The following is a 23,131-nucleotide window of genomic DNA, read 5'->3' on the forward strand; positions in this document are numbered from 1 at the left end:
GAGGATTAGCCCATGGCAGAGATCGTCGGAGGGGGACGTCCGGTCAACGACGCCGAGCGTAGGGTGATCTCATTCCTGCGCGACTACGCGCCCGCCGACTGGCTGTTGCTGCACAACGTCGAGCTCCCGCGCGGCGAGGACGTCTTCGAGGTGGACCTGCTCGTGCTGACCGGCCACTCGCTGGTCGTCGTCGACGTCAAGGGCACCCGTGGCCGGATCGAGGTGTCGGGCACGCGCTGGTTTCCCCCGCGCAGGGAGGCGTTCGGCTCTCCCGTGACGAAGCTGCGAGGCATCGCGAAGGCGCTGAAGGGGCTGCTGGTCTCCAAGGACACACGGCTGGAGCGCGTCTACGTCGACAGCCTCGTGGTCCTCACCTCGCCCGATGCCGAGCTCGTCGATCCGGCCGGGCGCGACGCGGTCAACGTCACCACCCTCGACGGGCTGCTGGACACGCTGAGCGACGTCTCGCGGGTCAGGCGCGGGTGCAGTCACCGCATCAAGCCGTACCTCACCGGGATACTCGACTCGCTCAACCAGACCGTACGCCGCAGCACCGCGCCGCCCAGGTTCGGCAACTGGGAGGTCGAGGAGCAGCTCGGCGGCGACGCGAAGGTGACCGAATACCGGGCCTTCAACGCGACGCTGCCGGGCAGTGAGACCGTGCTGCTCCGGGTCTACCAGGCCGACCCGCTGGCCGACCAGGCGTCGCGGGCGGCCGAGCGGCAGCGGATCGCCAACGCCTACCAGACGCTGGCCCGCATTCCGCCGCACCCGTGCGTGGTGCGCTCGCGTGACTTCTTCGCCATCGACGACGAGAGCCGGTTCGTGCTGGTGCTCGACGACGTGCACGGCGAGGCGCTGCACCTGCGCCTGGGCACCGGCGTACGGCTCGGCGTGATCCAGGACATGCTGCGCGGCCTGGCCCACGCGCACGCCCACGGCGTCATCCACCGGGCGCTGACCCCGGCCTGCGTGCTGGTGACCGACGGGCACGCGGTGCTGACGGGGTTCGACTACGCCAAGCCCGGGGCGCGCAACTACACGGTCGCCCATGAGCTGGGCAACGTGCTCGACGCCCACTACGTGGCCCCGGAGTGCCACGAGCGGCCCGAGATGATGACGGCCGCCTCCGACGTCTACGCGGCCGGGGTGATCGCCTACCAGCTGCTCACCGGCGAGCTGCCGACCAGCGCCGACACCCAGGGTCCTGAGGTTCCCGACGTGGTGCGCAGGATGCTGGACCACTCTCCCGCCAAGCGCCCGAGCGCGGCCGAGTCTCTTGAGGCGCTGGCTGGAATGCCGCAGCGATCTCGCCTCAAGCGATTTGTCCGTCGCATAGTGTCTGGATCATGACGAGTGAGCTTCGTCCCGTGACCGAGAGCGATCTGCCCTTCCTCAACCGGCTGTTCAACGACCAGGAGAGCACGGGCCTCCATCAGTGGTACGGCTGGCAGGATCCCCACCGCCTCCGCCGGCGCTGGGAGGACAACGGGATGCTCAACGACGACGGCGGCATGCTGCTGATCGCCGAGGGCGAGCACCGCGTTGGTTTGATGTCCTGGAGCAAGCAGATGACCTCCAGCATCTCCTACTGCTGGGAGATGGGGCTCATCGTGGCGCCCGAGTTTCGCGGCAAGGGCCACGGCACGCGGGCCCAGCGGCTCCTGGTGCGCTACCTGTTCGACCATTCGCCGGTCAACCGGGTCCAGGCGTCGACCGAGGTGAGCAACCTGGCCGAGCAGCGCTCCCTGGAGAAGGCCGGGTTCACCAGGGAGGGCGTCCTGCGCGGAGGCGGCTTTCGCGCAGGTGAGTGGCACGACGGCGTGATGTACAGCGTGATCCGCGCGGACCTCGACCCGCGGGCCTAGGCGGGCAGGCTGCGGCGCAGCACGGTGGCGTGGTTGAGATAGTCGAGTGCCAGCCCGGTGCGCCCGGCCGAGTGGTGCACCTCGCCCAGCATCTGCGTGCTCGACGCCTCCCCGCTCCGGTCTCCGAGTGCCTGGAAGATCTCCAGTGACCGCTCAAGCCCCGCGGAGGCCGGTGCCCACTCCCCACGGGCCGCCTGCAGCCCGGCGAGGCTCTGGAGGGCGTACGCGCCGCAGTGCCGGTCTCCGAGTGACTCGAAGATGTCGAGCGCGTGCCGGTGGAAGGACATGGCCTTGTGCAGGTTGCCCATCTGCAGGCAGACGCAGCCCTCGCGGTGGGCGTCGCCGAGCTCCTGAGCCAGCCGCATGGCCTGGCCCAGGGATTCCGACGCCAGGGCCAGGTCGCCCGACTTGAGGCAGACCCGGCCGATGGCCTGCCTGGCGAACGCCTCGCCGTGCGGGTCGTCCGCCGCCAGGAACATGGCCAGGGCGCGCTTGAAGTGCCCGAGCGACTGGGCGTGCCTGCCCCTGAACTGGCTCACCGCCCCGAGCCCGCAGATCGAGGTCGCCTCCGCCCGCAGGTCGCCGATGTCGTGGAAGAGCCGGCGGGATCGGGTGAAGTCCTCGACGGCCTCCTCGTACCGGTCCTGGTAGAGAGAGACCTGGGCCAGGCCGCGCAGCATGGCGGCCTCTCCGTACGTGTCGCCGGACGCGCGGGCGGCACCGAGGGCGACGGTGTGGGTACGCTCCCACGTGTCGAGATGGCAGTGCAGGTCCAAGTAGGGGACCATCGCGGCGGCCAGCCCCCAGGCCGACTCGGCCAGACCGGCCTCCGCGGCGACGCTCACGGCCCCGACCAGCGTCTCGTGCTCAGCCTCGAACCACCCCAGCGGGTCGGAGGTCAGGCGGTCGAGCGTCTGCTCGGGCAGCCGCCAGCGCGGCGCCCTGGCGGCGGTGAGGCTGAAGACGGTGGTGGGCAGCCGGGCCATGGCGTGCTCGGTGGTCGCGGTCCAGGCGGCGAGCACCCTGGTCAGGCCGGTACGGTCGGAGCCGCGTTCGAGCGCGTGGCGGCGGATCAGATCGGGCACCCGGTAACGCGGCTGGCCCACCGGGTCGGTGCCGACCAGCTCCAGCAGGTTGACGTCCACCAGCAGGTCGGTGACGTCGTCGGCGCGGTGCCTGTCGAGTGCGGCGTCGATCACCCAGCCGGGCTGGGCCACCGCGCCCAGGAGGCCGAGCGTGCCCAGCGTACGGGCGGCGTCGTCGGGCAGGTGGCGGTAACTGCGGTCGAGGCAGACCCGCACCTCTTTCAGCTCGCTCAGCCGGTCGTCGTCCAGCCGCTGCCTAAGCACCGAGAGCGACCAGCCCGGCCGGGCCGCCAGCCGCGATCCGGCGCTCCGCACGGCCACCGGCAGGCGTCCGCACGCCTCCACGATCGCGAGGGCCGCCTCATGCTCGCGGGACACCCGATCCGTGCCGATGATCCTGCCGAGCAGCGTCAGCGCGTCGTGCGCGGACAGCTCTCCGAGGTCGACCTGGATCGAGCCGGGTAACTCCGTGATCCGGCGCCGGCTGGTCACGATGACGGCGCAGTCGTTCCCGGGCAGCAGCGGCCGTACCTGGGCGGCGTCGAGCGCGTCGTCGAGCAGTACGAGCATCGGCTGCTTGGAGAGCATCGACCGGAACAGCGCCGAGCGCTCGTGGATCGTCGGCGGCGGCGCGTCCACGCCGAGCGCCCGGAGCGCCTCGGCCAGCAGGTCGGCCGGCTCTCTGCCGTCGAGTTCCAGATAGAGCTGCCCGCCGGGGAAGGCGTCCCGCAGGCCATGGGCGGCATGTACGGCCAGCGCCGACTTCCCGGCCCCCGGCGAACCGGAGACGACCGCGATGGAGAAGGGCCTGGTCAGCAGGGCCAGCTCGTCGGCCCGGCCGGTGAAGTCGGGCAGATCCGGCGGCAGCTGCCGGGGCGCGACCGGCGGGGCCTCGTCGGCCAGGATCGACTCGTGGGCGCGCCGCAGGTCGGCGCCCGGCTCCACGCCGAGCTCGTCGACCAGCTGGGCGCGGATCGTGGCGTAGGCCCGCAGCGCCTCGGCCTTGCGGCCGGCCCGGTTCAGCGCCAGGACGAGACGGCTCCACAGGTCTTCCCGGTAGGGGTGCTCCACCAGCAGCCCGCGCAGCTGGGTGATCGCCCCGGCGTGATCGCCGCTCTCGATCCGCTGGCCGATCAGCTCTTCGGCGGCGCGCAGCCGTACTTCGTTGAGCGGTTCGAGGCGGCGGTCCCAGAGCGGGCTGCCCGGCAGGTCGGCCAGCGGCGCCCCGCGCCAGAGCGCGAGCGCGTCGGCGAAACGGGCCTGCGCGACCAGCTCCTCGAACGCGAGCAGGTCCAGCGCGCCGTCCGGTACGTCGATGGCGTAGCCGGAGCCGTCGCCGCGCAGGTACTCGGCACCGAGGTCCGTCCGTAAGGAGCTGACATACGTGCGTAAGTTCGCCTGTGCGGAGCGTGGCGGCCGATCGGGCCAGAGCACCTCGACCAGCTGGTCGGCGCCGACGATACGGCCGCTCTCCAGCAACAGCGTGGCTAGCAGGATCCTCGGCTTCTTGCCGGAGATCCGTACGGACCGTCCCGACGATCGGACTTCCAACGGCCCAAGTACATGAAAGGTGACCGACATGGTGCATCAGCTCCTCTTTAGAGGCCTGACCACCTTTTGTATCGGTTCTGGACGATTCTTGTGCGCCGAATGCCGACCCTGGTCCCAGAGATCCCATTCGAAAGGATCATCACTTGAGTCTCAGGAGGCTCGCGGTCGCGAGCTTCGCACAGTTATTCAGCCTCGGGACGGTGTCGGCGGCAGCCGCCGACCCTGATCCCGAGGTCCGGCGACTTCGCCCGCTACGCGGGGCCGGTGACCGCCGCGGCGGCCGGCAAGTGGGCGGCAAGGCCGGCGTCAGCGCATACAACAGTCCCTCCAAGCATTGCGGGTCTTGAATCATGATGAAGAAGCTTCTGTTGGCCGGTGTGCTCGTCGTGGGCGCCCAGCAGGCGGCCCTGGTGGGCACCGCCCAGGCGACCTCCGCCCAGGCGACCGCAGTCACCCTCCCGGCCGCCTTCGACAAGGCCGCCTCCGCCTACGAGGTGCCACGTGACCTGCTGGTCGCGCTCGGCTACGCCGAGACGCACCTTGACGGCCACGGCGGCGAGCCCAGCGCCAGCGGCGGCTACGGCGTGATGCACCTGGTCAGCAACCCCTCCTCGCACGCTCTGGAGGACGCGGCCAAGATCACGTCCCAGACCGCGGCGAAGCTCAAGACCGACGACGCGGCCAACGTGCTCGGTGGCGCCGCCGTACTGCGGGCCAAGGCCGACAAGCTCGGCCTGACCGCGGCCGAGCGCAAGGACCCCGCCAAGTGGTACGAGGCGGTCGCCGCGTACGGCGGCGCGGCCAACGAGAGCACCGCGCGGATCTACGCCGACGCCGTCTACGAGGTGCTGGCCAATGGCGTCAACACCGCAGGCGTGAAGGTCACCGCGAAGGTCGTGGAGCCGGACCGCGGCAAGTACGACGACGCGGACCCGCGCACGCTCGCGGCCGCCACCGACTACCCCGGCGCCCTGTGGGCCGCGGCCAGCTCGTCGAACTACGCCGTGTCCAACCGGCCGACCGACGAGAAGATCGACCGGATCATCATCCACGTGACCCAGGGCTCGTACGCGGGCACGATCTCGTGGTTCCAGAACTCCGCCGCCAAGGTGTCGGCCCACTACGTGGTGCGCTCGTCCGACGGTCAGATCACGCAGATGGTGCGGGAGAAGAACCGCGCCTTCCACGCCGGTGTCAGCTCCTACAACCATCGGTCGGTCGGCATCGAGCACGAGGGCTACATCAACGACGCCTCGTGGTTCACCGACCAGATGTACCGCTCGTCGGCCGCGCTGACCCGCAACATCGCCGACCGGTACGGCATTCCGAAGGACCGCAGCCACATCATCGGCCACGTCGAGGTGCCCGGCTCCGACCACACCGACCCCGGTTCGCACTGGGACTGGAACAAGTACATGAGCTACGTCGGTGGCGGCTCCGGCGGCGGCACCAACCCGTACACGGCGGAGAAGGTCTGCGGCACCGGCTACAAGGTGATCGACTCGCAGGCCCTCGGCACCTCGGGCACGGTCTACCTGCTCTACAACAGCACCAACGCCAACAACTGCGTCGCCACGCTGAAGAAGACCTCGCTCGGCAAGGCCAGCGCGGCCAGCGCCTTCCTGCAGGTGGCCGGCAAGGCGAAGGTCACCGACTCGGGCAGCTTCACCTACTACGCGGGTCCCGTCAGGGCGGCCGCGGATGACAAGTGCGTGAAGTGGGGCGGCTCGGTCGGCACGGCGACCTACGAAAGCCCTTCCGAGCACTGCAGCTGATCCCCCTCGGCTGAAGTGCGACGGCCCTGACATCCCCTCCGGTGTCAGGGCCGTTTTATTTGGGAGTCACGTGGGTTCGAGCACGTCGAGGATGTCGACGACGTACAGCAGGGGACGGCCCGCCTCGGCGGGGAAGGCGACGCGGGCGCCCACGCGCTGACCGGCCAGACCGGCCACCCAGCCGGGTGGTGCCTCCGGCCCGAGCGTGAAGGCGCTGGGGCCGCCGCGCAGGTACGACGAGTCGACGACCCGGCGGCCTGGCCACTCCACCGCGAGGTACTGGACGATGACCTTCGCGCCCGCCCGCACCGAGGGGCCGGAGCCGCCGATGAGGACGCGGGGTACGCGGTCGTCGGGCACGTCCGGCAGGGTTCGCCCGACGAGGCGCGCGTCCGGCGGGTAGCCGCCCAGGATGTCGAAGACCAGCACCAGCGTCTCGGCCGGGCGCGTCCCGCCGAGCGGCGGCCCGGGGCCGTACGAGAGGGCCGCGGGGCCGACGAGCATGACCCGGCTGCCCGCCGGCCGGCCGATGAGCGCCTCGCGCCAGGAGTCCGGCACATGCTGCCCGTCGAAGACGACCCGGGCGGGCTGATGGGCGTCGTACGTGTTCGCGTACGGCCGGTTGCCCGTCCACCGGCGGACCTCGACGTCCGCCAGCACCACGTCTCCCGGCATGGTCCGCCGCCCGCTGCCCGCCGACAGCACCGTCACCCGCGGCTGGGGATCCGGCTCGCCGTCAGGGATCATGACGACCGGCCTGGCGCCGAAGGCTCCCGTCACGACCGGCAGCGGGCCCTGCCCGATCGGCCCGCACGCGGTGAGGAGCACGAGCACGGCGAGCCAGAGGCAGCACAAGCGCACGATTCCCCCCATATCCTGATCCGCCTGACTACTTACCTCGACCGGCACGAGGAATGCGTCCGAGCGGGCCATCTCCCGGCAAAGGCGCGGGAGACTGGAGCGATGAGCAAGCCGAGTCTGGCCCGCAGGGTCGCGGACGCCGCCGAGATCGCGCTGGCCCACCGCAAATACGTGACCTTCATCGACGTGGTGACCGGCCTGCGCTGGGTGCAGTCACGGCACGTCGACACCTGGCGGCAGGGCCGCGCGGCCACGCTGGCCGAGCTCGCCCCCGTCGACGACGACCGGCTGGTCACGGCCGCCGCGCTGCTGAAGGACTGGGCGACCGCCAAGGGGCTGCGGCCGGTGGAGACCCCCTATGTCTCCGGCAGCCGCGACCGCCGCGAGCTGCGCTTCACCGCCGGCCACGGGCAGGAGGCGTTCCGCGTCCACTGGCTCTCCCCCGACCTCAGCGAGGCCCGGGTGCGGCAGCTCACCGAGCGGCAGAGCAAGGCGCCCGACCTGGTGGTGGTGGCCCCGCTCGACGCCTGGACGTGCGCGACCTGCGGCGACACGGGCCCTTATCTGATCATGGAAGAGGAGGAGCCCCACTGCCTGACCTGCGCTGACATGGACCATCTGGTCTTCCTGCCGTCGGGCAACGCGGCCCTGAGCCGCCGGGCGAAGCAGGAGAGCGGCCTGTCGGCGGTGGTCGTCCAGTTCAACCGGCGGCGCAAGGTCTACCAGCGCCAGGGGCTGCTGGTCGAGGAGCACGCGAGGACGGCGGCGGAGGAGCGGTGCCTGGCCGACGAGGAGGTGCGGCTGCGTCGCCGCGAGCGCGACCGGGAGCGCCGGGCGGACCAGGACGTCGAATACCAGGCGCGGATGGCGGCCGAGATCGCCAGGCTCTTCCCCGGCTGCCCGCCCGCGCGGGCCCAGGAGGTGGCCGCCCACGCCGGTCAGCGCGGCAGCGGCCGGGTCGGGCGTACGGCGGCGGCCAGGGCGCTCGACGAGAACGCGATCACGCTGGCCGTGGTGGCCTCGATCCGCCACCTCGACACCGACTACGACCGGCTGCTCATGTCGGGCGTGCCGCGCATGCGGGCCCGCGACCTGATCAGGGACCGGATCGACGCCAAGCTGGCCGAGTTCCGGCGCGTTGGGTAGCGTCCGTAGGCATGGATGACTGGCAGGACGTACGGGAGCGACTGCGGGTCTTCGCGCTCGGGCTGCCGGAGACCCACGAGGATCATCCGTGGGGCGAGACGGTGGTCAAGGTCAACAAGAAGGTGTTCGTCTTCCTCGGCATGGACGAGCAGACCGAGAAGTGGGACCCGTCGTTCACCGTGAAGCTGCTGTCCGAGGCGCGGGGCCACGCGCTGACCGTCGAGGGGGCCGCGCCCAGCGGCTACGGGCTGGGCAAGTCCGGGTGGGTGTCGGTGCCGTTCCTGGCCGAGCTGCCCGAGACCGAGGTGCTGCTCGACTGGGTCGAGGAGAGCTACCGGGCGATCGCGCCGAAGCGGGCGATCAAGGTGCTCGACGGCGAGACCTGATCACCCGCGTTCACCTCACCCGCGTTCACCTCACCCGGCTCACTTCGCGAAGGCGGCCAAGGCGATGGCCAGGGCGCGCTCATTCTGGCCGGAGCTCTTGGCGTCGGTGGAGTTGACCGAGTAGACGAGCGTGCGGCTCAGGTCGCGGGTGGCGCCGATGCCGGCCGCGCTGCCCCACCTGGCGCCGGTCTTGCCGTACGCCACGAGGCCGCCGGGCAGCTCCATCCTGGCCAGGCCCGAGGTGTAGACGGCGTCGCCCTTGCCGCCGTACGCCTTCACCGGCGGCACCGTGAACATCGGCTCCAGCTGTGCGGCGGGCACGACCTTGCCGCTGAACAGCGCCTTGACGAACTTCTCCAGGTCCGTGGTGGTGGAGATGAGGTCGCCCGAGGCCCAGGTCGAGGTGACGCTGGTGGTGGTCATGTTCACCACATAGCCCGCGCCGTACTTGATCGCGTCGGGAAAGCCCTGGGGCACGGTCTGGTAGCCCTGGTTGTGCCGGCCGCGGATGCGGACCGAGGTGCCCGGCAGGTAGCTGTCGGTCATGCCGACGGGCCGCAGGATCCTGGTCGTCACCTCGTGCTCGTAGGAACGCCCGGTGATCTTCTCGATGAGCAGGCCGGCGACGAAGGTGTTGGTGTTCAGGTAGTGCTGCCGGCTGCCGGGCGTGAACTCGATCGGGTTCTCCACCGCCTTGGCGACGTACTCCTCGGGCGTCCACTTCTCGAACCGGGTGGCGTAGATGTCGGCGAAGTCATCGCTCACCTTGGGCGCGGGCAACCCGCTGGTGTGGTTGAGCAGCTGGCCGACCTTGACCGGCGGGTAGTCGGCGGGCAGCAGGCCGGGCAGGTACTCCTGGACCGTGCCGTCGAGCGACAGCCTGCCCTCGGCGACGAGCTGGAGCACCACCGACACCGTGAAGGTCTTGGTGACGCTGCCCGCCCGGAACCGGGCCCCGGCCTTGGCGGGCTGCTTCGTCCGCAGGTCCGTCACGCCGGACACGCCCCGCCACGAGCCTGCCGAACCGCTCACCCGCACGTCCGCGGCGGTGGCGTCGGCGGCGGGCAGGCCCTCGATGCTCTTCTGCAACGCCATCGCGTTGATGGGCGGCACCCCCGCTTCCGCCACGACCCGCGTACCCGTGAAGGCGTGGGCGGCCTGGGTGGTGGCGGCGACCGAGAGGGCGAGGACGAGAGCGGCGGCATAGGTGCGCTTCATGGATATCTCCAGGTGAGAGGCGGTCATTCGACTGCCTCAATCCTGTCGATCACGAGCTTCGGCCGGATCGCCGACGCAGGCGATCTTCCGCCTCACTCCCAAGAGGGAGACACTCGGTCGCTCAGGTGACCGCCAGCCGCTGGGCGTACCTCTCCTCCCGCCAGAGCTCCTTGTCCAGCACCTCGGCCAGCACGGCGGCGGCGTCGTACACGTCCACGAACCGGGTGTACAGCGGCGCGAAGCCGAAGCGGAGGATGTCGGGCGCGCGGAAGTCGCCGTGCACGCCCCGGTCGATGAGCGCGCGCATCACCGGGTAGCCGTCGGGGTGATAGAGGCTGACCTGGCTGCCCCGCTCGGCCGCCTCGCGCGGCGAGGCCGGCTCCAGAGCGTCCCCGACCAGGTCGATGAAGAGTGAGGTCAGCGCGACGCTCTTGGCCCGGACCTGGCGCATCGGCACCCGCTCCCACACGTCGAGCGCCGCCTCCAGCGCCGCGAACGAGAGCACGTGCGGGGTGCCGACCGCGAACCTCCTGATCCCCTCGGCCGGCCGGAAGTCCCGCTCGAACGCGAACGGCTCCGCGTGGCCGTGCCAGCCGGACAGGACGTTCTCGGCGGTGGCCTGGTGACGCGGGTTCACGTAGAGGAACGCGGGCGCGCCGGGACCGGCGTTGAGGTACTTGTACGTGCAGCCGACCCCGAAATCCGCCATCGAGATGTCCACCTCCATGGCGCCGACGCTGTGGCACACGTCCCACACCATCAGCGCCCCCGCCGCCTGCACCCGCGCGGTCACCGCCGGCACGTCGTGGCGGGCGCCGGTGCGGTAGTCGACCTCGGACAGCAGCACCACGGCCGCGTCGTCGAACCGTCCCTCGGCGAAGTCGCGGACCTCGTAGCCGCCCAGCGTCCTGGCCAGCCCCTGGACCATGTAGTGGTCGGTGGGGAAGTTCCGTACGTCGGAGACGATCACCCGCCGGTCGGGCCGGAGTCGCGCCGCGGCCGCGACCGCCTGATAGATGGCGATCGAGGTGGTGTTGCCCACCACGACCTGGCCGGGGCCCGCGCCGATGAGCGGGGCCAGCCGGTCGCCCGTGGTCAGCGGCTGGGCGTACCAACCGGCGTGGTTCCACCCGCCGACGAGGTGCCCGCCCCACTCGTCCTCGACCGCCTGCCGCACCCGTTCGGAGGTACGGCGGGGCAGCGCGCCGAGCGAGTTGCCCACCAGGTAGACGACGCCCTCGGGCAGCACGAACTCGTCCCTGAAGTCCCGCAGCGGATCCTCGGCGTCCAGGGCGAGGCAGCGGTCGCGATCCAGCACGCGATTACTTCCTTTCTGGGGGAATCGTGGCGATTACCCGGTTAACGCCATTCTGGTACTGACGGACGTACCAGTTCTGCACGGGATTGTGCGTCGTGGGGTCGAGCCGGAACGCGCCCCGCGGGCTCGCCAGGTCGCCCACCCGGCCGAGCGCCGTGGACAGGTCGCCGCCCAGCGCGGCCGCCCGGTCGATGAGCCGCATGGCGTCCCAGCTCTGCAGCGCCACGGCCGACGGGTTGCGGCCCGTCTTGGCCTTCCAGATGGCCACGAACGCGGCGTTCTCCGGCGTGGTGAGCGCCGGTGAGTAGAGTCCGACGCTGGTCATCCCCTCGGCGTCGGCCCCGATGGCTTCGAGCACGTCCTCGTCGGCGAGGTTCTGGCAGGCCAGCAGATCGATCTTGGTGTCGTAGTCGAGCTGCTTGAAGGTCTTGGCGAACGTGACCGCCTCGCCGCCCGCGTAGAAGGCGTACAGGAGCTTGGCGTCCGGCGGGATGCGCTTGAGGTAGGGCGCCAGGTCCTCGCTCTTGCCGTACGGGGTGAGGATGCGCTTGAGCGGCTTGACCCCGTAGCCCTCGGTGAAGCCGTCGAGCGTCTCGGTGCCCCCCGAGTAGTCGGAGGCCATCAGCACGACCCCCGCCTTGCCGTACCGCTCGGCGGCGTACCGGCCCGCCGCGTAGCCGTGCGCGTGGTTGGTGAACGACACCCGGAAGACGCCGGGCCCGCCCAGCTCGTCGGCGCCGGCGTTCGCGATCACCACCGGCGTGCCGGCCGCCTCCTTGACCACCGCCACCGCGACAGGCGAGGCGAGCAGACCGGTGATCACGCTCACCCGCTCGCGCGCGATGAGCGATCTGGCCTGCTGCTGCCCCTTCTCCGGGTTGCCCGCGTCGTCGGCGACGACCAGCGCGGCCGGTCTGCCGCCCAGTTTGCCGCCGTGCTGCTCCAGGTAGAGGCGCATGGCCGCCTCCATGTCGTCGCCGAGCACGGCGTAGACCCCGGTCTGCGAGATGATCGCGCCGACCTTGAGCGTGGCATCCGGCTCCGTCTCCAGCGTGGGCGAGACACCGCAGCCCGCCACCATCAGCACCACCAGCCCGAGCAGTGGCCCGCGCACCGGCACTCCCTCAGGCCCCGGGCCGGGAAGGACCCGGCAGCGCGCTCGGCCGCACGAGGCGCCAGACGCGCGGCTTCACGAGGAGAACACCGCGCGGACCGACCCCAGGCCGTCGACGTGCGCCTCGAAGTCGTCACCCGGCCCGACCGGCACGATGGGCCCGAGCGAGCCGGTCAGCACCACGTCTCCGGCCCGCAGCGGGTGGTCGGTACGGCCGACCCGGCTCGCCAGCCATGTGGCCGCGTTGAGCGGATGGCCCAGGCAGGCGGCGCCCGAGCCGGTCGAGACCTCCTTGCCGCCGCGCGTCATCGTCATCGCGGCCCCCCGCAGGTCCAGGCCCATCAGCGAGACCGGCGTGTTGCCCAGCACGTACGCGCCCGCGGAGGCGTTGTCGGCGACCGTGTCGGCCAGCGTGATGTCCCAGTCGGCGATGCGGGAGTCCGCGATCTCGATGGCGACCAGCGCGAACTCCACCGCCCTGATCACCTCGGCCGCCGTGAACGGCCCGCCGACCAGGTCGCGGCCGAACACCAGCGCGACCTCCGCCTCGGCCCGCGGCTGCAGGAAGCGCTCCACCGGGATGGGCAGCCCATCGAGGTACGACATATCCGCGAAGAGCATGCCGAAGTCTGGCTCGTCGATGCCGAACTGCTTCTGCATCAGCGGGTTGGTGACGCCGACCTTCCTGCCGACCAGCCGCCGACCCGCGTCCAGCGCCCGCCGCGTGTTGATCTCCTGCACGGCATAGGCCTCGGCGGCGGTGCTGACCATGTCCCTGACGGGCGCGCACGGCTTGCCCGAGCGCACGGCCTCGGCCAACCGGTCGGCCGCGTGGGCACGGGCGTCTACCGCCTCTGACCATTCGTCCTGCATCAGGCTGCTCCTTGGGTAAGCCGTGGAATGTCTCTAGCATCGTCTCCCCCGGCGGCTCCACGCGCCATGCCGTACATAGCCGATCTGTGCCACACCGGCCCGTCCTGCTGCACGATCGCCCGCCGATCGACATGCTTGACTCCATGCAGAAGCGCACAGAACGCATCAAGGCCCACGACGGCTCCTTCGACGTCCACGTCTGGCTGCCCGACAGCGGCAGCGGGCCCGGCATCCTGCTCATCCAGGAGATCTACGGCGTGGGGCCGTACATCGTGAAGGTGGCGGAGGAGCTGGCCGGTCTCGGCTACGTGGTGGCCGCGCCCGACCTGTTCTGGCGGCTGCGGCCCAACTGGATCGGCGAGCACACCCCCGAGGGCACGGCCGCCTCGATCGAACTGGCCGGGCGCTTCGACGTCCCGCAGGCCGTGGCCGACTGCGCGCTCACGCTCGCGCTGCTGCGCGAGCTGCCCGAGGTGAGCGGCGGTTGCGGGGCGCTCGGGTTCTGCCTGGGCGGCTCGCTCGCCTTCATGCTGGCCACCCAGACGGAGCTCGACGCCGTGCTGTCCTTCTACGGCTCGGCCGTGCCCGAGGCGGCCGGGCTGATGGAGCGCATCGGCTCGCCCCTGCTGCTGGTGTTCGGCGGCAGCGATCCGTACATTCCGCGCGACCAGGTGGCCACGGTCGAGCAGGTGGCGGCGGGCCGGGCCAACGTGCTCATGCACGTCGAGGAGGAGGCCGGGCACGCCTTCCACAACAGCGAGTCGCCGATGTTCCACCAGCCGGAGCCCGCGGCGCGGGCTTGGCAGGTCGCGCTCGCCTTCCTCGCCGACCACCTGCCCGCGCGCCCGTAGGCACCTCCCCCAGGCGCCCGTAGGCACCTATCCGGAAGGACAGCTTCCCGTACCTCGGGACGGCCGCCATCATGGTCCAATGGCTCGGACGTGGGATTTGTGGGGAACCGTCATTATTGCTGGTACCTTTGCGCTCCCCGTGGCCGTCCTGGCAATCTTGCTCCTCGCCCGTCACCGCGCCCGAGCGGGCCATCCGGCACCCGTGCGCACCGCCCTGGCCGACATCGGGATCGCCGTCGGAACCGCCCCCTGGGTGTGGATGATCCTCACCCCGGCGGGCGGTCAGAGCGGAGTCAGCCTCGTGCCGTTCAGGGACCTCGCCGACGTGCTCAGCGCCCCTTGGGAGACGGTGTTGGTGCAGGTGGGAGGCAATCTGCTGGTTTCGCGGCGCTCGGCGCGCTGCTGCCCGTACGCACCGCGCGGCTGGCGTCGACGGCCCGCGTCGCCGCCGTCGCGGCCGTCGCCTCGAGCACCGTGGAGGCCCTCCAGTACGGCCTGCGGCTGGGCCGCCTCTCCTCCATCGACGACGTGATCGTCAACACCGCGGGAGCCGCGCTCGCCGCGCTGATTACTCGCCGCTGGTGGGCGAGCCGAGTAGCGGCCGGGACCGTTCCAAGATAACGGCCCGCTGAAACCCCGCTGACTTCAACACATGGGCATGATGCGCTCAAAAGAAGCTCGCGACCATCCCCCTTATCTGTGCGATCGTGGACAAGACGGGGCAAGTTCTCTGGAGACGCCAAACGGGTTGGTGACAGAGGGTGGTCGAACGTGTCTGAAGTCCCGGTATCCCACGAACCCCCGATCTATCGACGCATCGCCGACGGTCTCCGCTCCCGGATCCTGTCCGGCGAACTGCGCGACGGGGATCGGCTACCGGGCGAGAACACGCTCATGGCCGACTACGGGATCGCCCGCGCCACCGCCAGGCAGGCGCTCGCCGTACTGATCAACGAGGGGCTGGCGGTACCGAAGCGAGGCTCGGGGGTCTACGTGCGACTGTTCAAACCGATACGCCGGCACGGCTCACGCCGGCTCTCCCGTGAGCAATGGGGTCAGGGCCGCACCATCTGGGACGCCGACACGCGCGGCCGGCCCTTCACCGTGGACGAGGTGGAGGTGGCGCGCGAGCGGGCGCGCGAGGAGGTCGCGGGCGTCCTCGAAAGCGGCGAGGTGTGGGTACGGCGGCGCCGCTACTCGGTCGACGCCCGGCCCGTGCAGCTGGCCACCTCGTACTTCCCCGCCGGCCTGGTCGAGGGCAGCGCCATCACCGCCCCCGACACGGGGCCGGGCGGCGTGTACGCGCGGCTGCGCGATCTCGGCCTGCCACCCGCCCACTTCACCGAGGAAGTGCGCGCCAGGATGCCGGGACCGCGCGAGACCGGGCTGCTCGACCTGCCCGGCGGCACACCGGTGATCGTGATCACCCGGACCGCCTACACCGCGAACGGCCAGCCCGTCGAGCTCAACGAGATGGTGCTGGACTCGGCGGCGTACGTACTTCAGTACGACTTCGACGCCTAGGTCAAGCAGAAATGTCAAGCGATAGGTTGACCTGTCCCTTGCGATCATTGCCTTCTCTAGAGATGTGACGCAGGCTTCAAGGAGATGGAACCTGCGCGGGTCCCGGAGGGATGATCAGATGTCCTTTGATCGGCATCTAGCCGACATCGCCCGGGAGTTCGCGCTCTGGACCATCTGGCGGAGCGACGCCGGCCGTTGGTGGGCCACGCGACATCACCCGCTCAGCGCAGCGCAGCGCGAGGCCGGGTGTGCGATGACCATCGACGCCGACGACCCGGAGAGCCTGCGCGAGCAACTCCGGGACCAGGAGAGCAGGGCCGGCGCGCACGAGCCGCGAGCCGGTCCGGCGCCTCCGTGACAGCGTGGCGACGGACCGCTCCAGCGGTGCGCCGCGGACGCTCGCGAGCAGCCCGGTGCCGGGTCCAGCGACTCGGCGGCCCCGGCACCGGGCCCCCATAAGGGCCACGATCGCGGAAGCCTCCGACCCGATCGGGGGCGGAGGCTTCCGCCCGTGGGACGTGAAACAGGGCCCCGCCATGTGGCGGGGCTCTTCGAGTTCGCCGGTCGCCCGTTCTTCCGCTCCCCCGAAGGGGTGTCCCGCGGCTAGCGGCGGACGTCCGAGAGGCGGCCGATGATGTCGACGTCCGTGTCGTCCGAGACGGGCCGCTCGACCTCCGCCGTCCGCTCGGCCGGGCTGTCCTCGACGATGACCCGCACATCGTCCTGCGGCGTCGGCATGTGCTCCGGCTCCTGGACCTCCTGCACCTGGTCGACCTGGTCGATCTGGTGGGTCGCCTCAGGGTCCTCCTGGGAGGCGGCCTCCAGAGCGGCGGGCTCGGGCGCGGTGGGCGGCTCGATGACGAGCGGACCCGCCTTGCCCTCGGTCTGCATGAGGTCGCCGAGCACGGAGCTGATCTCGGTCAGCCTCCGTACGACCTCGGTGTGCGTGTTGCTCAGGTATTCGACGCGCCGCCCCGCGTGCTCGTCGAGCGACTCGGCCCGCTGCTGCGCCGACGCCAGCGTCGACTCGGCCTCGGCGCGAGCGTTCGCGAGCGTCCGCTCGGCCTCCGCGGTCGCGGACGCGACGAGCTGCTCGGCCTCCTGCTTGGCGGAGGTGAGCACGCTGTCGGCCTCGGCCCGCGCCTCGCGCAGGGTGTCCTCGGCTTCGGTGCGGGCGCTGGTCAGCTTCTCCTCGGCGTCGGCACCCGCCTGGGCCAGCATGCGCTCGGCGGCCGCCGTCGCCTCGCCCACGCGCCGCTCGGCCTCCGACTGGGCGGAGGTGAGCATGTTGTCCGACGTCTCACGCGCCGAGGAGACCAGCCGGTCGGCCTCCGACTTGGCGGCGTCACGCACGCTGATGGCCTCGGCCTCCGCGTCCTCCTTCTTGGCGGCGGCCTCCTCCTCGCCCAGCCGGAGGATCTGCGCCAGCCTGGGGCTGAGATCCTCGTAGCTCTGCGGCGCCTCCACCATGCGCCGCCTGGCCTCCGCCAGCTCGACCCGGCCCTGTTCGGCCTGGTCGATCGCCCGCGCCAGCCGCTCTTCCAGATCTCGGACTTGGTTACGGGTACGGATCATGTAGTCGTGCACCTGACGGCGGTTGTAGCCGCGCATCACGACTTCGAAGGTGTCCTCTTGCATCAGATCGGGAATGCTCTCGTGCTGGTTTGTCATGGGGGTTACCTAAGGGTTTGCGTGAGGCGGGGGAAACCGGCGGCTTGTAAGGGTCTGACGTCGAGACGTCAGGAATCGACTTTCCTGCCATCTGCCCACGTCCGCAACCGGAACACCAGACCTGGGGCGGGAATTACGATGTGACGGGTGTACATCGCAGCATTGGACAACGGGGCAGTCCCGGACATTCATCCCGAGGCGTACATCGCGCCGGGCGCCGTCGTGGTGGGCAGGGTTCGGGTGGGCCGGGCGTCCAGCATCTGGTACGGCTCCGTTCTCCGGGGTGACGACGAGCGGATAGAGATCGGCGAGGAGTGCAACGTACAGGATCTGTGCTGCCTCCATTCTGACCCAGGCGAGCCGGCGGTCCTGGAGCACCGGGTCAGTCTCGGCCACAAGGCCATGGTGCACGGCGCCCATGTCGAAGCCGGTGCGCTGATCGGCATCGGCGCGATCGTGCTCGGCGGCGCCCGCGTCGGCGCGGGCACCCTGGTCGCGGCCGGCGCCCTGATCGGGCCGGGCAAGAAGATCCCGGCCGGGGTGCTGGTCGCCGGAGTGCCGGGGAAGATCGTGCGCGAGCTCACCGACGACGACCGCGCGAGCTTCGCCCGCACGCCGGACAACTACCAGGCCAAGGCACTCAGGCACCGGACGGCGTCACCACTTTGATCAGGACGTCGTCCGGCACCGAGGCGGTGTTGAGCGCGTCCGCGTAGTCGGGCAGCTCGGGCCGGAGGAACCGGACGAAGTCGACGGTCATCTTGACGTCGGGCGTGCCCTTGACCTGCTGGGCGTTGCCCTTGGCGGCATCCTTCTTGAGGGTGTTGTAGCTGTTCCAGTCGGTGTAGGCGGTCATGCCCCACTGCAGCACCTCGGGAAGGTTCGCCGGCCACCGCTGGCCGACCTTCCAGGCGCCGCCGTCCTCCTTGTACAGGGCCACCGCGGCGGTCCCGACCCTGGCCAGGACGAACTCCACCCAGCCGGTTTTGATCTTGACCTCCTTCGGCGCGGAACTGCCGTTCTTGGTGTACGTCATCTCCAGCTGGCCGCTCGTGTCGGCCGTGCCGGTGGTCACCGACACCCAGTTCGCGTTGCCGGACGAATCGGGCACCCTGGCCATCAGGCCACCGAGCGAGAACTTCTGCGTGGGCGTGGCGCCCTTCTTGCCCTCCACCTTGAGCCGCGCGTGCATGACGATGTCCCCGGCGAGCTCCTGGTAGACGAACGGGCCGCGGAAGCCGTCGAACCAGGCGGAAACCTTGGGCTCCAAGTACAGCGAGCCCTTGGCGGTCGTACTGACATCGAGCTTGGCGATCCGATCGAGGTCCTTTTCGGTGTCGCTCAGCTTGCTCCACACCGACAGATTCTTGGCGGCGTCGAACTCGTCCGACGCCGAACCCACTTCTCCGCCGGGCTTGGGGGGTAAGGCCTCCTTCAGGGTCAGGACGCCGGGGCCGGTGGGGGACGGCTGCACCGAAGTGGCCGTACCGCACCCGGCGAGAACCCCCAAGACCGACAGAACCCCCACCAGCGTTGCCCTCATAGCGGACATTCTGCCGGGTAAAGCCCGTTGTTGATTCACATCAGACCAGTACGATGGCCGCCGTGCGCTCCTGGAATGCGTTCACCGCCGTCGAGGCGGCGGTCCGCGCGATGGTCGCGGACCCGCGCTGGCCCGGGCTTCCCGTGCCCGTTCGCGCCCAGGTGATAGCGGCCAGAGCCCTGGTGACGCCCGAAGGGGACCGGTGGCTGTTCGGGGCGCACGCGCGCTGGTATCTGCACGACCCCGCCGACGGCCGCTGGCACCTGTCGCCGCCGCCCAGGGACGCTCGTACGCGCGACGCCCGGCACCCCGCCGCGGTGCTGCCCGTCCGGGTGATCCCCCGTGGCCCGGACTTCGCCGCCGAGCCGGGCTCCACCCAGGCCTTCGTCGGTCCCGACGTGCCCACCGGGCTCACCGATCAGATCCGGCTGCTGCTGCGGGCCGAGGAACGCCGGTCGGAGCGCGACTATCCGTTGAGCGCCTTCGACGCGATCTTCGCCAGAGACGTGCCGAGCACGGTCGCCGCGATCTGGGGGACGATCATGTGGTGCGCGTACGCGCCCGCCTTCGACGGCAACGAGCGGCTCATCACGGCCTTCGGCGAATACCTGCGGCGGCCGCTGCCCGGTGACGAGTGGGTGCGCTGGCTGCCCGCGCCGCCGCTGCTCGACCTCGTCACGCTCATCTCCGAGCGGCTGCGCGCCGGGCACTCCCGCGCCGCGCTCCGGCTGGCCGCCACGATCGCGGACACGGCCCAGATCCTGCTGTCCGACCCCCGCTTCAGGCCGCGCGCGCTGGCGCTGCTCACGATGGTGGAGCCCACGCTCCGGCAGCCGCACCTCGACGACCGCGCGGCCCTGCGCGACGACCACACGGTACGGCAGGCGTGGCTCGACCGGTTGCCGGAGCGGCTGGGCCGGGCGGCGCTGGTGGAGACCGACCCGGAGACGCACTTCCGCCACACCGTCTACGACCTGCTGGAGGCGCTGGACTTCACCACCGAGCCGTCCCGGGCGGCGGCGGCCTTCCTGGCGGACCTCTCCGACTCGCGGGGGCTGCTTCCCGGGTATCTGGACCACCGGTTGCGGCGGGCGTACGAGGAGCTCGCCCGGGCGGGGCTGACGAGCACCTCGGCGGCGGAGACCACCCAGCCCGAGGGCTTCCCCACGCGGGCGCCGTTGCCCTATCCGTGGCGCGCCGGGCCGCCGGAGACGGGCGCCTACGCGGCTGTGCCGAGGACGGGCGCACACGCCGTACCCGAGACGGGGGTCCACGCCCTGCCCGGCACGGGCGCACACGCCATACCGGAGACAGGAGCTCACGCCCTGCCCGGCACGGGCGCACACGCCATACCCGAAACGGGAGCCCATGCCGTGCCCGGCACGGGCGCACTACCCGAGACGGGGGCCCACGCTCTCCCTGGAACGGGCGCGCCGGGCTTCGCCGTGCCGCGGGCCTCTGAGGTGGAGCGGCAGTCGGCGCCCGTGCGGGAGGAGCCGCGGGCGGCTGGATCCGGTGTCGAGCCGCCCGATCGGGCGGCCGCGGCGGCCGTGCTGGGGGCCGCGTACGCCGTCGGGCTGGCGTGGGGCCGGGTCACGGGGGCACGGGTGCCGGAGCGCGGGTTCGCGGGAGCGGCGGCGCTCGTCCACCGCTTGATCCCCGAACGCGACGACATGCACTTCTAACCCACTAATACGCTATTTCACTCTAACCCCACCCATATCGTTCTAAGACTAGAAGCAACGCACCATTAGCTGAATTGTGATCTCTGATTGGGGAAATGATCCCCGTGGGGCCCAGGTGGCGTTGAAAGGAATGACTCCGATGGGCCATGTCGCCGGAAGGGCCCCCGCCGTAACCTCGTAGAGGGTGTGGGCTGCGGAAGGAAGGACGACGCGGTGGGGCACGACGACCTGGACTCTCGGGTCCACGACCGTGTCGCGTTGGACGAGATTGCGCTCTACGCCGAGGTGCTCACCGCCGTCGCTATCAGCGAGCGGCGGCTGACCTTGGACGAGCTCGACGACGCGCTCGGATTGCGGACTTCGGCGAGCCGCTGAAGACCATCACTAATGACCTAGTCCCGGATCCCGTGGGGTCCGGGACGGTCGTTTTCAGGGATGGTTCGCCACGGCACAACATGACTAGTCAGTTGAGCCCGCCGCCTCCTACGAACGGACGAGACGCGCGATCGCCGCTGACGCCTCTTTGACCTTCGCCTCCGCCTCGGGCCCACCGGTGTTGATGGCGTCGGCCACGCAGTGCGAGATGTGCTCCTCGAGCAGCCCGAGAGCCACCGCCTGCAGCGCCCGCGTCGCCGCGGACACCTGGGTCAGCACATCGATGCAGTAGGCGTCGTCGTCGACCATCCTCTGCAGGCCCCTGATCTGCCCTTCGATGCGCCTGAGCCGCGTCAGATATGCCTGCTTGTCTCCGCTGTACCCGTGCATGCTCCTAAGGTACCCGGAAGCGGAATCGCTCAGCGGAGGTCGCTGATCAGTTTCTCCCACTGTTCGCCCACTCCAGCCGCTTCGTGCCGAATAGCCGTCTCCAATGCGCCCGCGGCGAGCGAGCGGCGCCGGCGCTCGTCGTCGATCAGCGCGAGCAGCGCGGCCGCGAACAGCTCCAGCCCGTCGTCGGCGGCCGGCACCAGCACCCCGTTGTAGCCGGTGGCCACGAACTCGTTCGGCCCCCTGGCGCCGTCGAAGGCCACCACCGGCACCCCGCAGCCCATGGCCTCCAGCACGGTCATGCCGAGATCGGCGGTGCTGGAGGTGTTGGCCACGATCGACGCCTTGGCGAACTCGCCCGCCAGGTCCGGCGTGACGCCCATGAAGTAGACGTGGTTGTGCAGGTCGAGCTCTCGGACGAGCGCGCGCAGCCGCCGCTCCTCGGGGCCTCCGCCGTACAGTCGCAGCTGCCAGTCCGGCCGCTTGTCGGCGACGGTGGCGAACGCCCGGATCAGCCTGTCGTACGCCTTGACGGGCTCCCAGCTGCCGCCCGCCGCGACGATGCGGTTGTCCATCCGCGAGCGCGGCCACGGGCCGTCGGGCAGCGCGTCCGGCACGGCGTGTACGGGCGTCTCCTCGCCCAGCAGGCTGCCCCACTCCTCCTGCGCGCTCTCCGTGGCCGTGACGACGGCGTCGAGACGCGGATAGAAGCGTTTGACGGGCCCGGGTATCGCCGGGTTCGTCCACTCCCGGGCGAGCTTGAGCGTCTCCCGTGGCGCGTGCCTGGCCGCCTGGACGCTCAACCCCGGCCGGGTGGTGATGAGGACGTCGGTCTTGAGGCCGCGCAGCACCCGCCATAGCGCCACCTCGGTGCGCACCTGCCCCCTGGGCAGCAGGTGCCTGACACCGGGCCGGACGTCGACCACGGCGCGCAGCGCCACTTTCGGGCTGACGGGGAAGAACGGCTTGTCCTTGTGCCGCCTGAGGCTGATCACCTCGACGTCGTGTTGGCGGTCGGCCAGGGCGGTGGCGAGGTTGAGGGTGGAGCGCACCTCGCCGCGCATGGAGTACGCGGACGAGACGACGATGCTGACCTTCACCGGCCCACCTCGATCCGCAGCTCGTCCTCGGCGGTGTAGGCCGGGCGGACGGCCACTCCGTCGACCCTGGCGGACGGGTAGTGCAGCCGGCGGCGCTTGCCGTCGATGTCGTCGAGCCGGGCGCCCAGGGCCATGGGCGTCGGCACCCCTTCGACCTCCAGCGACGGCTCCCAGACGCCCGAGGACTCCGGATCGGCCTCAACGACGTCGACCAGGGAGAACGCGGCGTGGAAGCGCACTCCCTGCACGGTCGCCACCGTGCGGATGGTCGTCTCGGCGGGCTGCTCGCGCTGGAGCGCCAGCCTGGCCTCGTGGCGCGAGTCGTCGTCCTCGAGACCGGTGTAGGCGAGCAGGCCCATCACCTCGAACCGGCCCTCCCTGAACCAGATCGAGCGCACCTCCGCCGCGGGCTCGGCGTCGGCTATCTTCAGCGCCAGGAACCCGTTACGGGTGCGATAGGAGCGATAGGCGAGGGTCCGCTTGCACAGGGCGTAGGCGTCGAGGTGGTCGAGCGAGAAGCCCGGGTCGATGCTGCGCAGCCGCGAGCGTTTGCCGTCGCGGCGCAGGTAGGCGTCCCAGCGCCCGGGGCTGAGCATCAGCGGCGCCAGCGACACCGCCAGGCTGGCCTCCCGCGTCCTGGCCCCCGGCGTGCCGAGCAACACGTCCCGCTCGACCCCCGTCGTCCGGTGCCTGAGCACGAGCTCTGTGCCTTCCCTCAGCGGTTCCTCGATCGCGAGTCGCAGGGAGAGCACGTCGGCGAGCGTGACTTCCGCGTCTGTGACGACGACGCGCATCAC

At 70.8% G+C, this 23,131-nt stretch carries 22 protein-coding genes; 11 read left to right on the top strand and 11 right to left on the bottom strand.

The features are described from left to right. Positions 1–12 precede the first annotated feature (12 nt). Positions 13–1,353, top strand: coding sequence for a methylation-associated defense system protein kinase MAD6 (mads6, locus tag LDL49_RS23110; protein WP_225293216.1), 1,341 nt, complete (start codon positions 13–15; stop codon positions 1,351–1,353). After that, positions 1,350–1,868 carry a GNAT family N-acetyltransferase gene (locus LDL49_RS23115; protein ID WP_225293217.1) on the top strand — a complete coding sequence of 173 codons (519 nt, stop codon included), beginning with the start codon at positions 1,350–1,352 and terminating at the stop codon, positions 1,866–1,868. The genes mads6 and LDL49_RS23115 overlap by 4 nt, the downstream gene beginning before the upstream one ends. Here LDL49_RS23115 and LDL49_RS23120 read toward each other — a convergent pair. Continuing rightward, positions 1,865–4,504: an AfsR/SARP family transcriptional regulator gene (locus LDL49_RS23120; RefSeq protein WP_225293218.1), complete on the bottom strand. Its 2,640-nt coding sequence runs from the start codon at positions 4,502–4,504 to the stop codon at positions 1,865–1,867. The two genes, LDL49_RS23115 and LDL49_RS23120, sit on opposite strands and share 4 nt — an antisense overlap. A 350-nt stretch (positions 4,505–4,854) precedes the next feature. Between LDL49_RS23120 and LDL49_RS23125 the strand changes: the two genes are divergently transcribed. Then, positions 4,855–6,279 carry an N-acetylmuramoyl-L-alanine amidase gene (locus LDL49_RS23125; RefSeq protein WP_225293219.1) on the top strand — a complete coding sequence of 475 codons (1,425 nt, stop codon included), beginning with the start codon at positions 4,855–4,857 and terminating at the stop codon, positions 6,277–6,279. 66 nt (positions 6,280–6,345) lie between these two features. Here the strand turns inward: LDL49_RS23125 and LDL49_RS23130 are convergent, their stop codons facing one another. Beyond that, a complete protein-coding gene (locus tag LDL49_RS23130) occupies positions 6,346–7,152 on the bottom strand; it encodes an FKBP-type peptidyl-prolyl cis-trans isomerase (RefSeq protein ID WP_225293221.1) in 807 nt (268 codons plus the stop codon). A 90-nt stretch (positions 7,153–7,242) separates the two neighbouring features. Here LDL49_RS23130 and LDL49_RS23135 point away from each other — a divergent pair, with 90 nt between their 5' ends. Next, a complete protein-coding gene (locus tag LDL49_RS23135) occupies positions 7,243–8,286 on the top strand; it encodes a DUF2293 domain-containing protein (protein WP_225293223.1) in 1,044 nt (347 codons plus the stop codon). An 11-nt stretch (positions 8,287–8,297) separates the two neighbouring features. Beyond that, complete coding sequence (locus LDL49_RS23140; protein ID WP_225293225.1) at positions 8,298–8,672, top strand: MmcQ/YjbR family DNA-binding protein; 375 nt, start codon at positions 8,298–8,300, stop codon at positions 8,670–8,672. 39 nt (positions 8,673–8,711) lie between these two features. Here LDL49_RS23140 and LDL49_RS23145 read toward each other — a convergent pair whose 3' ends face one another. From LDL49_RS23145 to LDL49_RS23160, 4 genes are all read right to left on the bottom strand, one after another. Next, positions 8,712–9,890, bottom strand: a complete 1,179-nt coding sequence (locus LDL49_RS23145) for a serine hydrolase domain-containing protein (RefSeq protein ID WP_225293227.1) — start codon at positions 9,888–9,890, stop codon at positions 8,712–8,714. Between the two features lie 121 nt (positions 9,891–10,011). Then, the gene (kynU, locus tag LDL49_RS23150; protein WP_225293229.1) at positions 10,012–11,208 is read right to left on the bottom strand and encodes a kynureninase; all 1,197 of its coding nucleotides are present in this window, start codon (positions 11,206–11,208) and stop codon (positions 10,012–10,014) included. A 4-nt stretch (positions 11,209–11,212) separates the two neighbouring features. After that, entirely contained in the window at positions 11,213–12,322 is a 1,110-nt protein-coding gene (locus LDL49_RS23155) for an ABC transporter substrate-binding protein (RefSeq protein WP_225293230.1), read from the bottom strand. A gap of 75 nt (positions 12,323–12,397) precedes the next feature. Further along, the gene (locus LDL49_RS23160; RefSeq protein ID WP_225293232.1) at positions 12,398–13,195 is read right to left on the bottom strand and encodes a 2-keto-4-pentenoate hydratase; all 798 of its coding nucleotides are present in this window, start codon (positions 13,193–13,195) and stop codon (positions 12,398–12,400) included. A 143-nt stretch (positions 13,196–13,338) separates the two neighbouring features. On the opposite strand from LDL49_RS23160, the gene LDL49_RS23165 reads away from it, so the two are divergent. The 4 genes from LDL49_RS23165 (at position 13,339) to LDL49_RS23180 (ending at position 15,928) form a co-directional block, all read left to right on the top strand. After that, complete coding sequence (locus tag LDL49_RS23165; RefSeq protein ID WP_225293234.1) at positions 13,339–14,046, top strand: dienelactone hydrolase family protein; 708 nt, start codon at positions 13,339–13,341, stop codon at positions 14,044–14,046. A 339-nt stretch (positions 14,047–14,385) separates the two neighbouring features. After that, the gene (locus LDL49_RS23170; RefSeq protein ID WP_225293236.1) at positions 14,386–14,667 is read left to right on the top strand and encodes a VanZ family protein; all 282 of its coding nucleotides are present in this window, start codon (positions 14,386–14,388) and stop codon (positions 14,665–14,667) included. 150 nt (positions 14,668–14,817) lie between these two features. After that, positions 14,818–15,570, top strand: coding sequence for a GntR family transcriptional regulator (locus tag LDL49_RS23175; RefSeq protein WP_225293238.1), 753 nt, complete (start codon positions 14,818–14,820; stop codon positions 15,568–15,570). A 118-nt stretch (positions 15,571–15,688) separates the two neighbouring features. Then, positions 15,689–15,928, top strand: coding sequence for a hypothetical protein (locus LDL49_RS23180; RefSeq protein ID WP_225293240.1), 240 nt, complete (start codon positions 15,689–15,691; stop codon positions 15,926–15,928). 245 nt (positions 15,929–16,173) lie between these two features. Here the strand turns inward: LDL49_RS23180 and LDL49_RS23185 are convergent, their stop codons facing one another. Then, complete coding sequence (locus LDL49_RS23185) at positions 16,174–17,241, bottom strand: coiled-coil domain-containing protein (protein WP_225293242.1); 1,068 nt, start codon at positions 17,239–17,241, stop codon at positions 16,174–16,176. A gap of 147 nt (positions 17,242–17,388) precedes the next feature. Between LDL49_RS23185 and LDL49_RS23190 the strand changes: the two genes are divergently transcribed. Then, positions 17,389–17,910 carry a gamma carbonic anhydrase family protein gene (locus LDL49_RS23190; protein WP_225293243.1) on the top strand — a complete coding sequence of 174 codons (522 nt, stop codon included), beginning with the start codon at positions 17,389–17,391 and terminating at the stop codon, positions 17,908–17,910. On the opposite strand, the gene LDL49_RS23195 is transcribed toward LDL49_RS23190, so the two are convergent. Next, on the bottom strand, positions 17,882–18,784 hold the full coding sequence (locus LDL49_RS23195) for a DUF1349 domain-containing protein (RefSeq protein WP_225293245.1): 903 nt from the start codon (positions 18,782–18,784) through the stop codon (positions 17,882–17,884). The two genes, LDL49_RS23190 and LDL49_RS23195, sit on opposite strands and share 29 nt — an antisense overlap. A gap of 62 nt (positions 18,785–18,846) precedes the next feature. Between LDL49_RS23195 and LDL49_RS23200 the strand changes: the two genes are divergently transcribed. Next, positions 18,847–20,469: a hypothetical protein gene (locus LDL49_RS23200; RefSeq protein ID WP_225293247.1), complete on the top strand. Its 1,623-nt coding sequence runs from the start codon at positions 18,847–18,849 to the stop codon at positions 20,467–20,469. A 483-nt stretch (positions 20,470–20,952) separates the two neighbouring features. Here LDL49_RS23200 and LDL49_RS23205 read toward each other — a convergent pair whose 3' ends face one another. Genes LDL49_RS23205 through LDL49_RS23215 form a run of 3 tightly spaced genes read right to left on the bottom strand, consistent with a single transcriptional unit; the run spans position 20,953 to position 23,128 of the window. Then, positions 20,953–21,234, bottom strand: coding sequence for a metal-sensitive transcriptional regulator (locus tag LDL49_RS23205; RefSeq protein WP_080044376.1), 282 nt, complete (start codon positions 21,232–21,234; stop codon positions 20,953–20,955). Between the two features lie 29 nt (positions 21,235–21,263). Beyond that, positions 21,264–22,334: a glycosyltransferase gene (locus LDL49_RS23210; RefSeq protein WP_225293248.1), complete on the bottom strand. Its 1,071-nt coding sequence runs from the start codon at positions 22,332–22,334 to the stop codon at positions 21,264–21,266. Further along, positions 22,331–23,128 carry a hypothetical protein gene (locus tag LDL49_RS23215; protein ID WP_225293250.1) on the bottom strand — a complete coding sequence of 266 codons (798 nt, stop codon included), beginning with the start codon at positions 23,126–23,128 and terminating at the stop codon, positions 22,331–22,333. The genes LDL49_RS23210 and LDL49_RS23215 overlap by 4 nt, the downstream gene beginning before the upstream one ends. Positions 23,129–23,131 lie beyond the last annotated feature (3 nt).

The organism is Nonomuraea aurantiaca (assembly GCF_020215705.1).
In the GTDB taxonomy this organism is placed as follows: Bacteria; Actinomycetota; Actinomycetes; order Streptosporangiales; family Streptosporangiaceae; genus Nonomuraea; species Nonomuraea aurantiaca.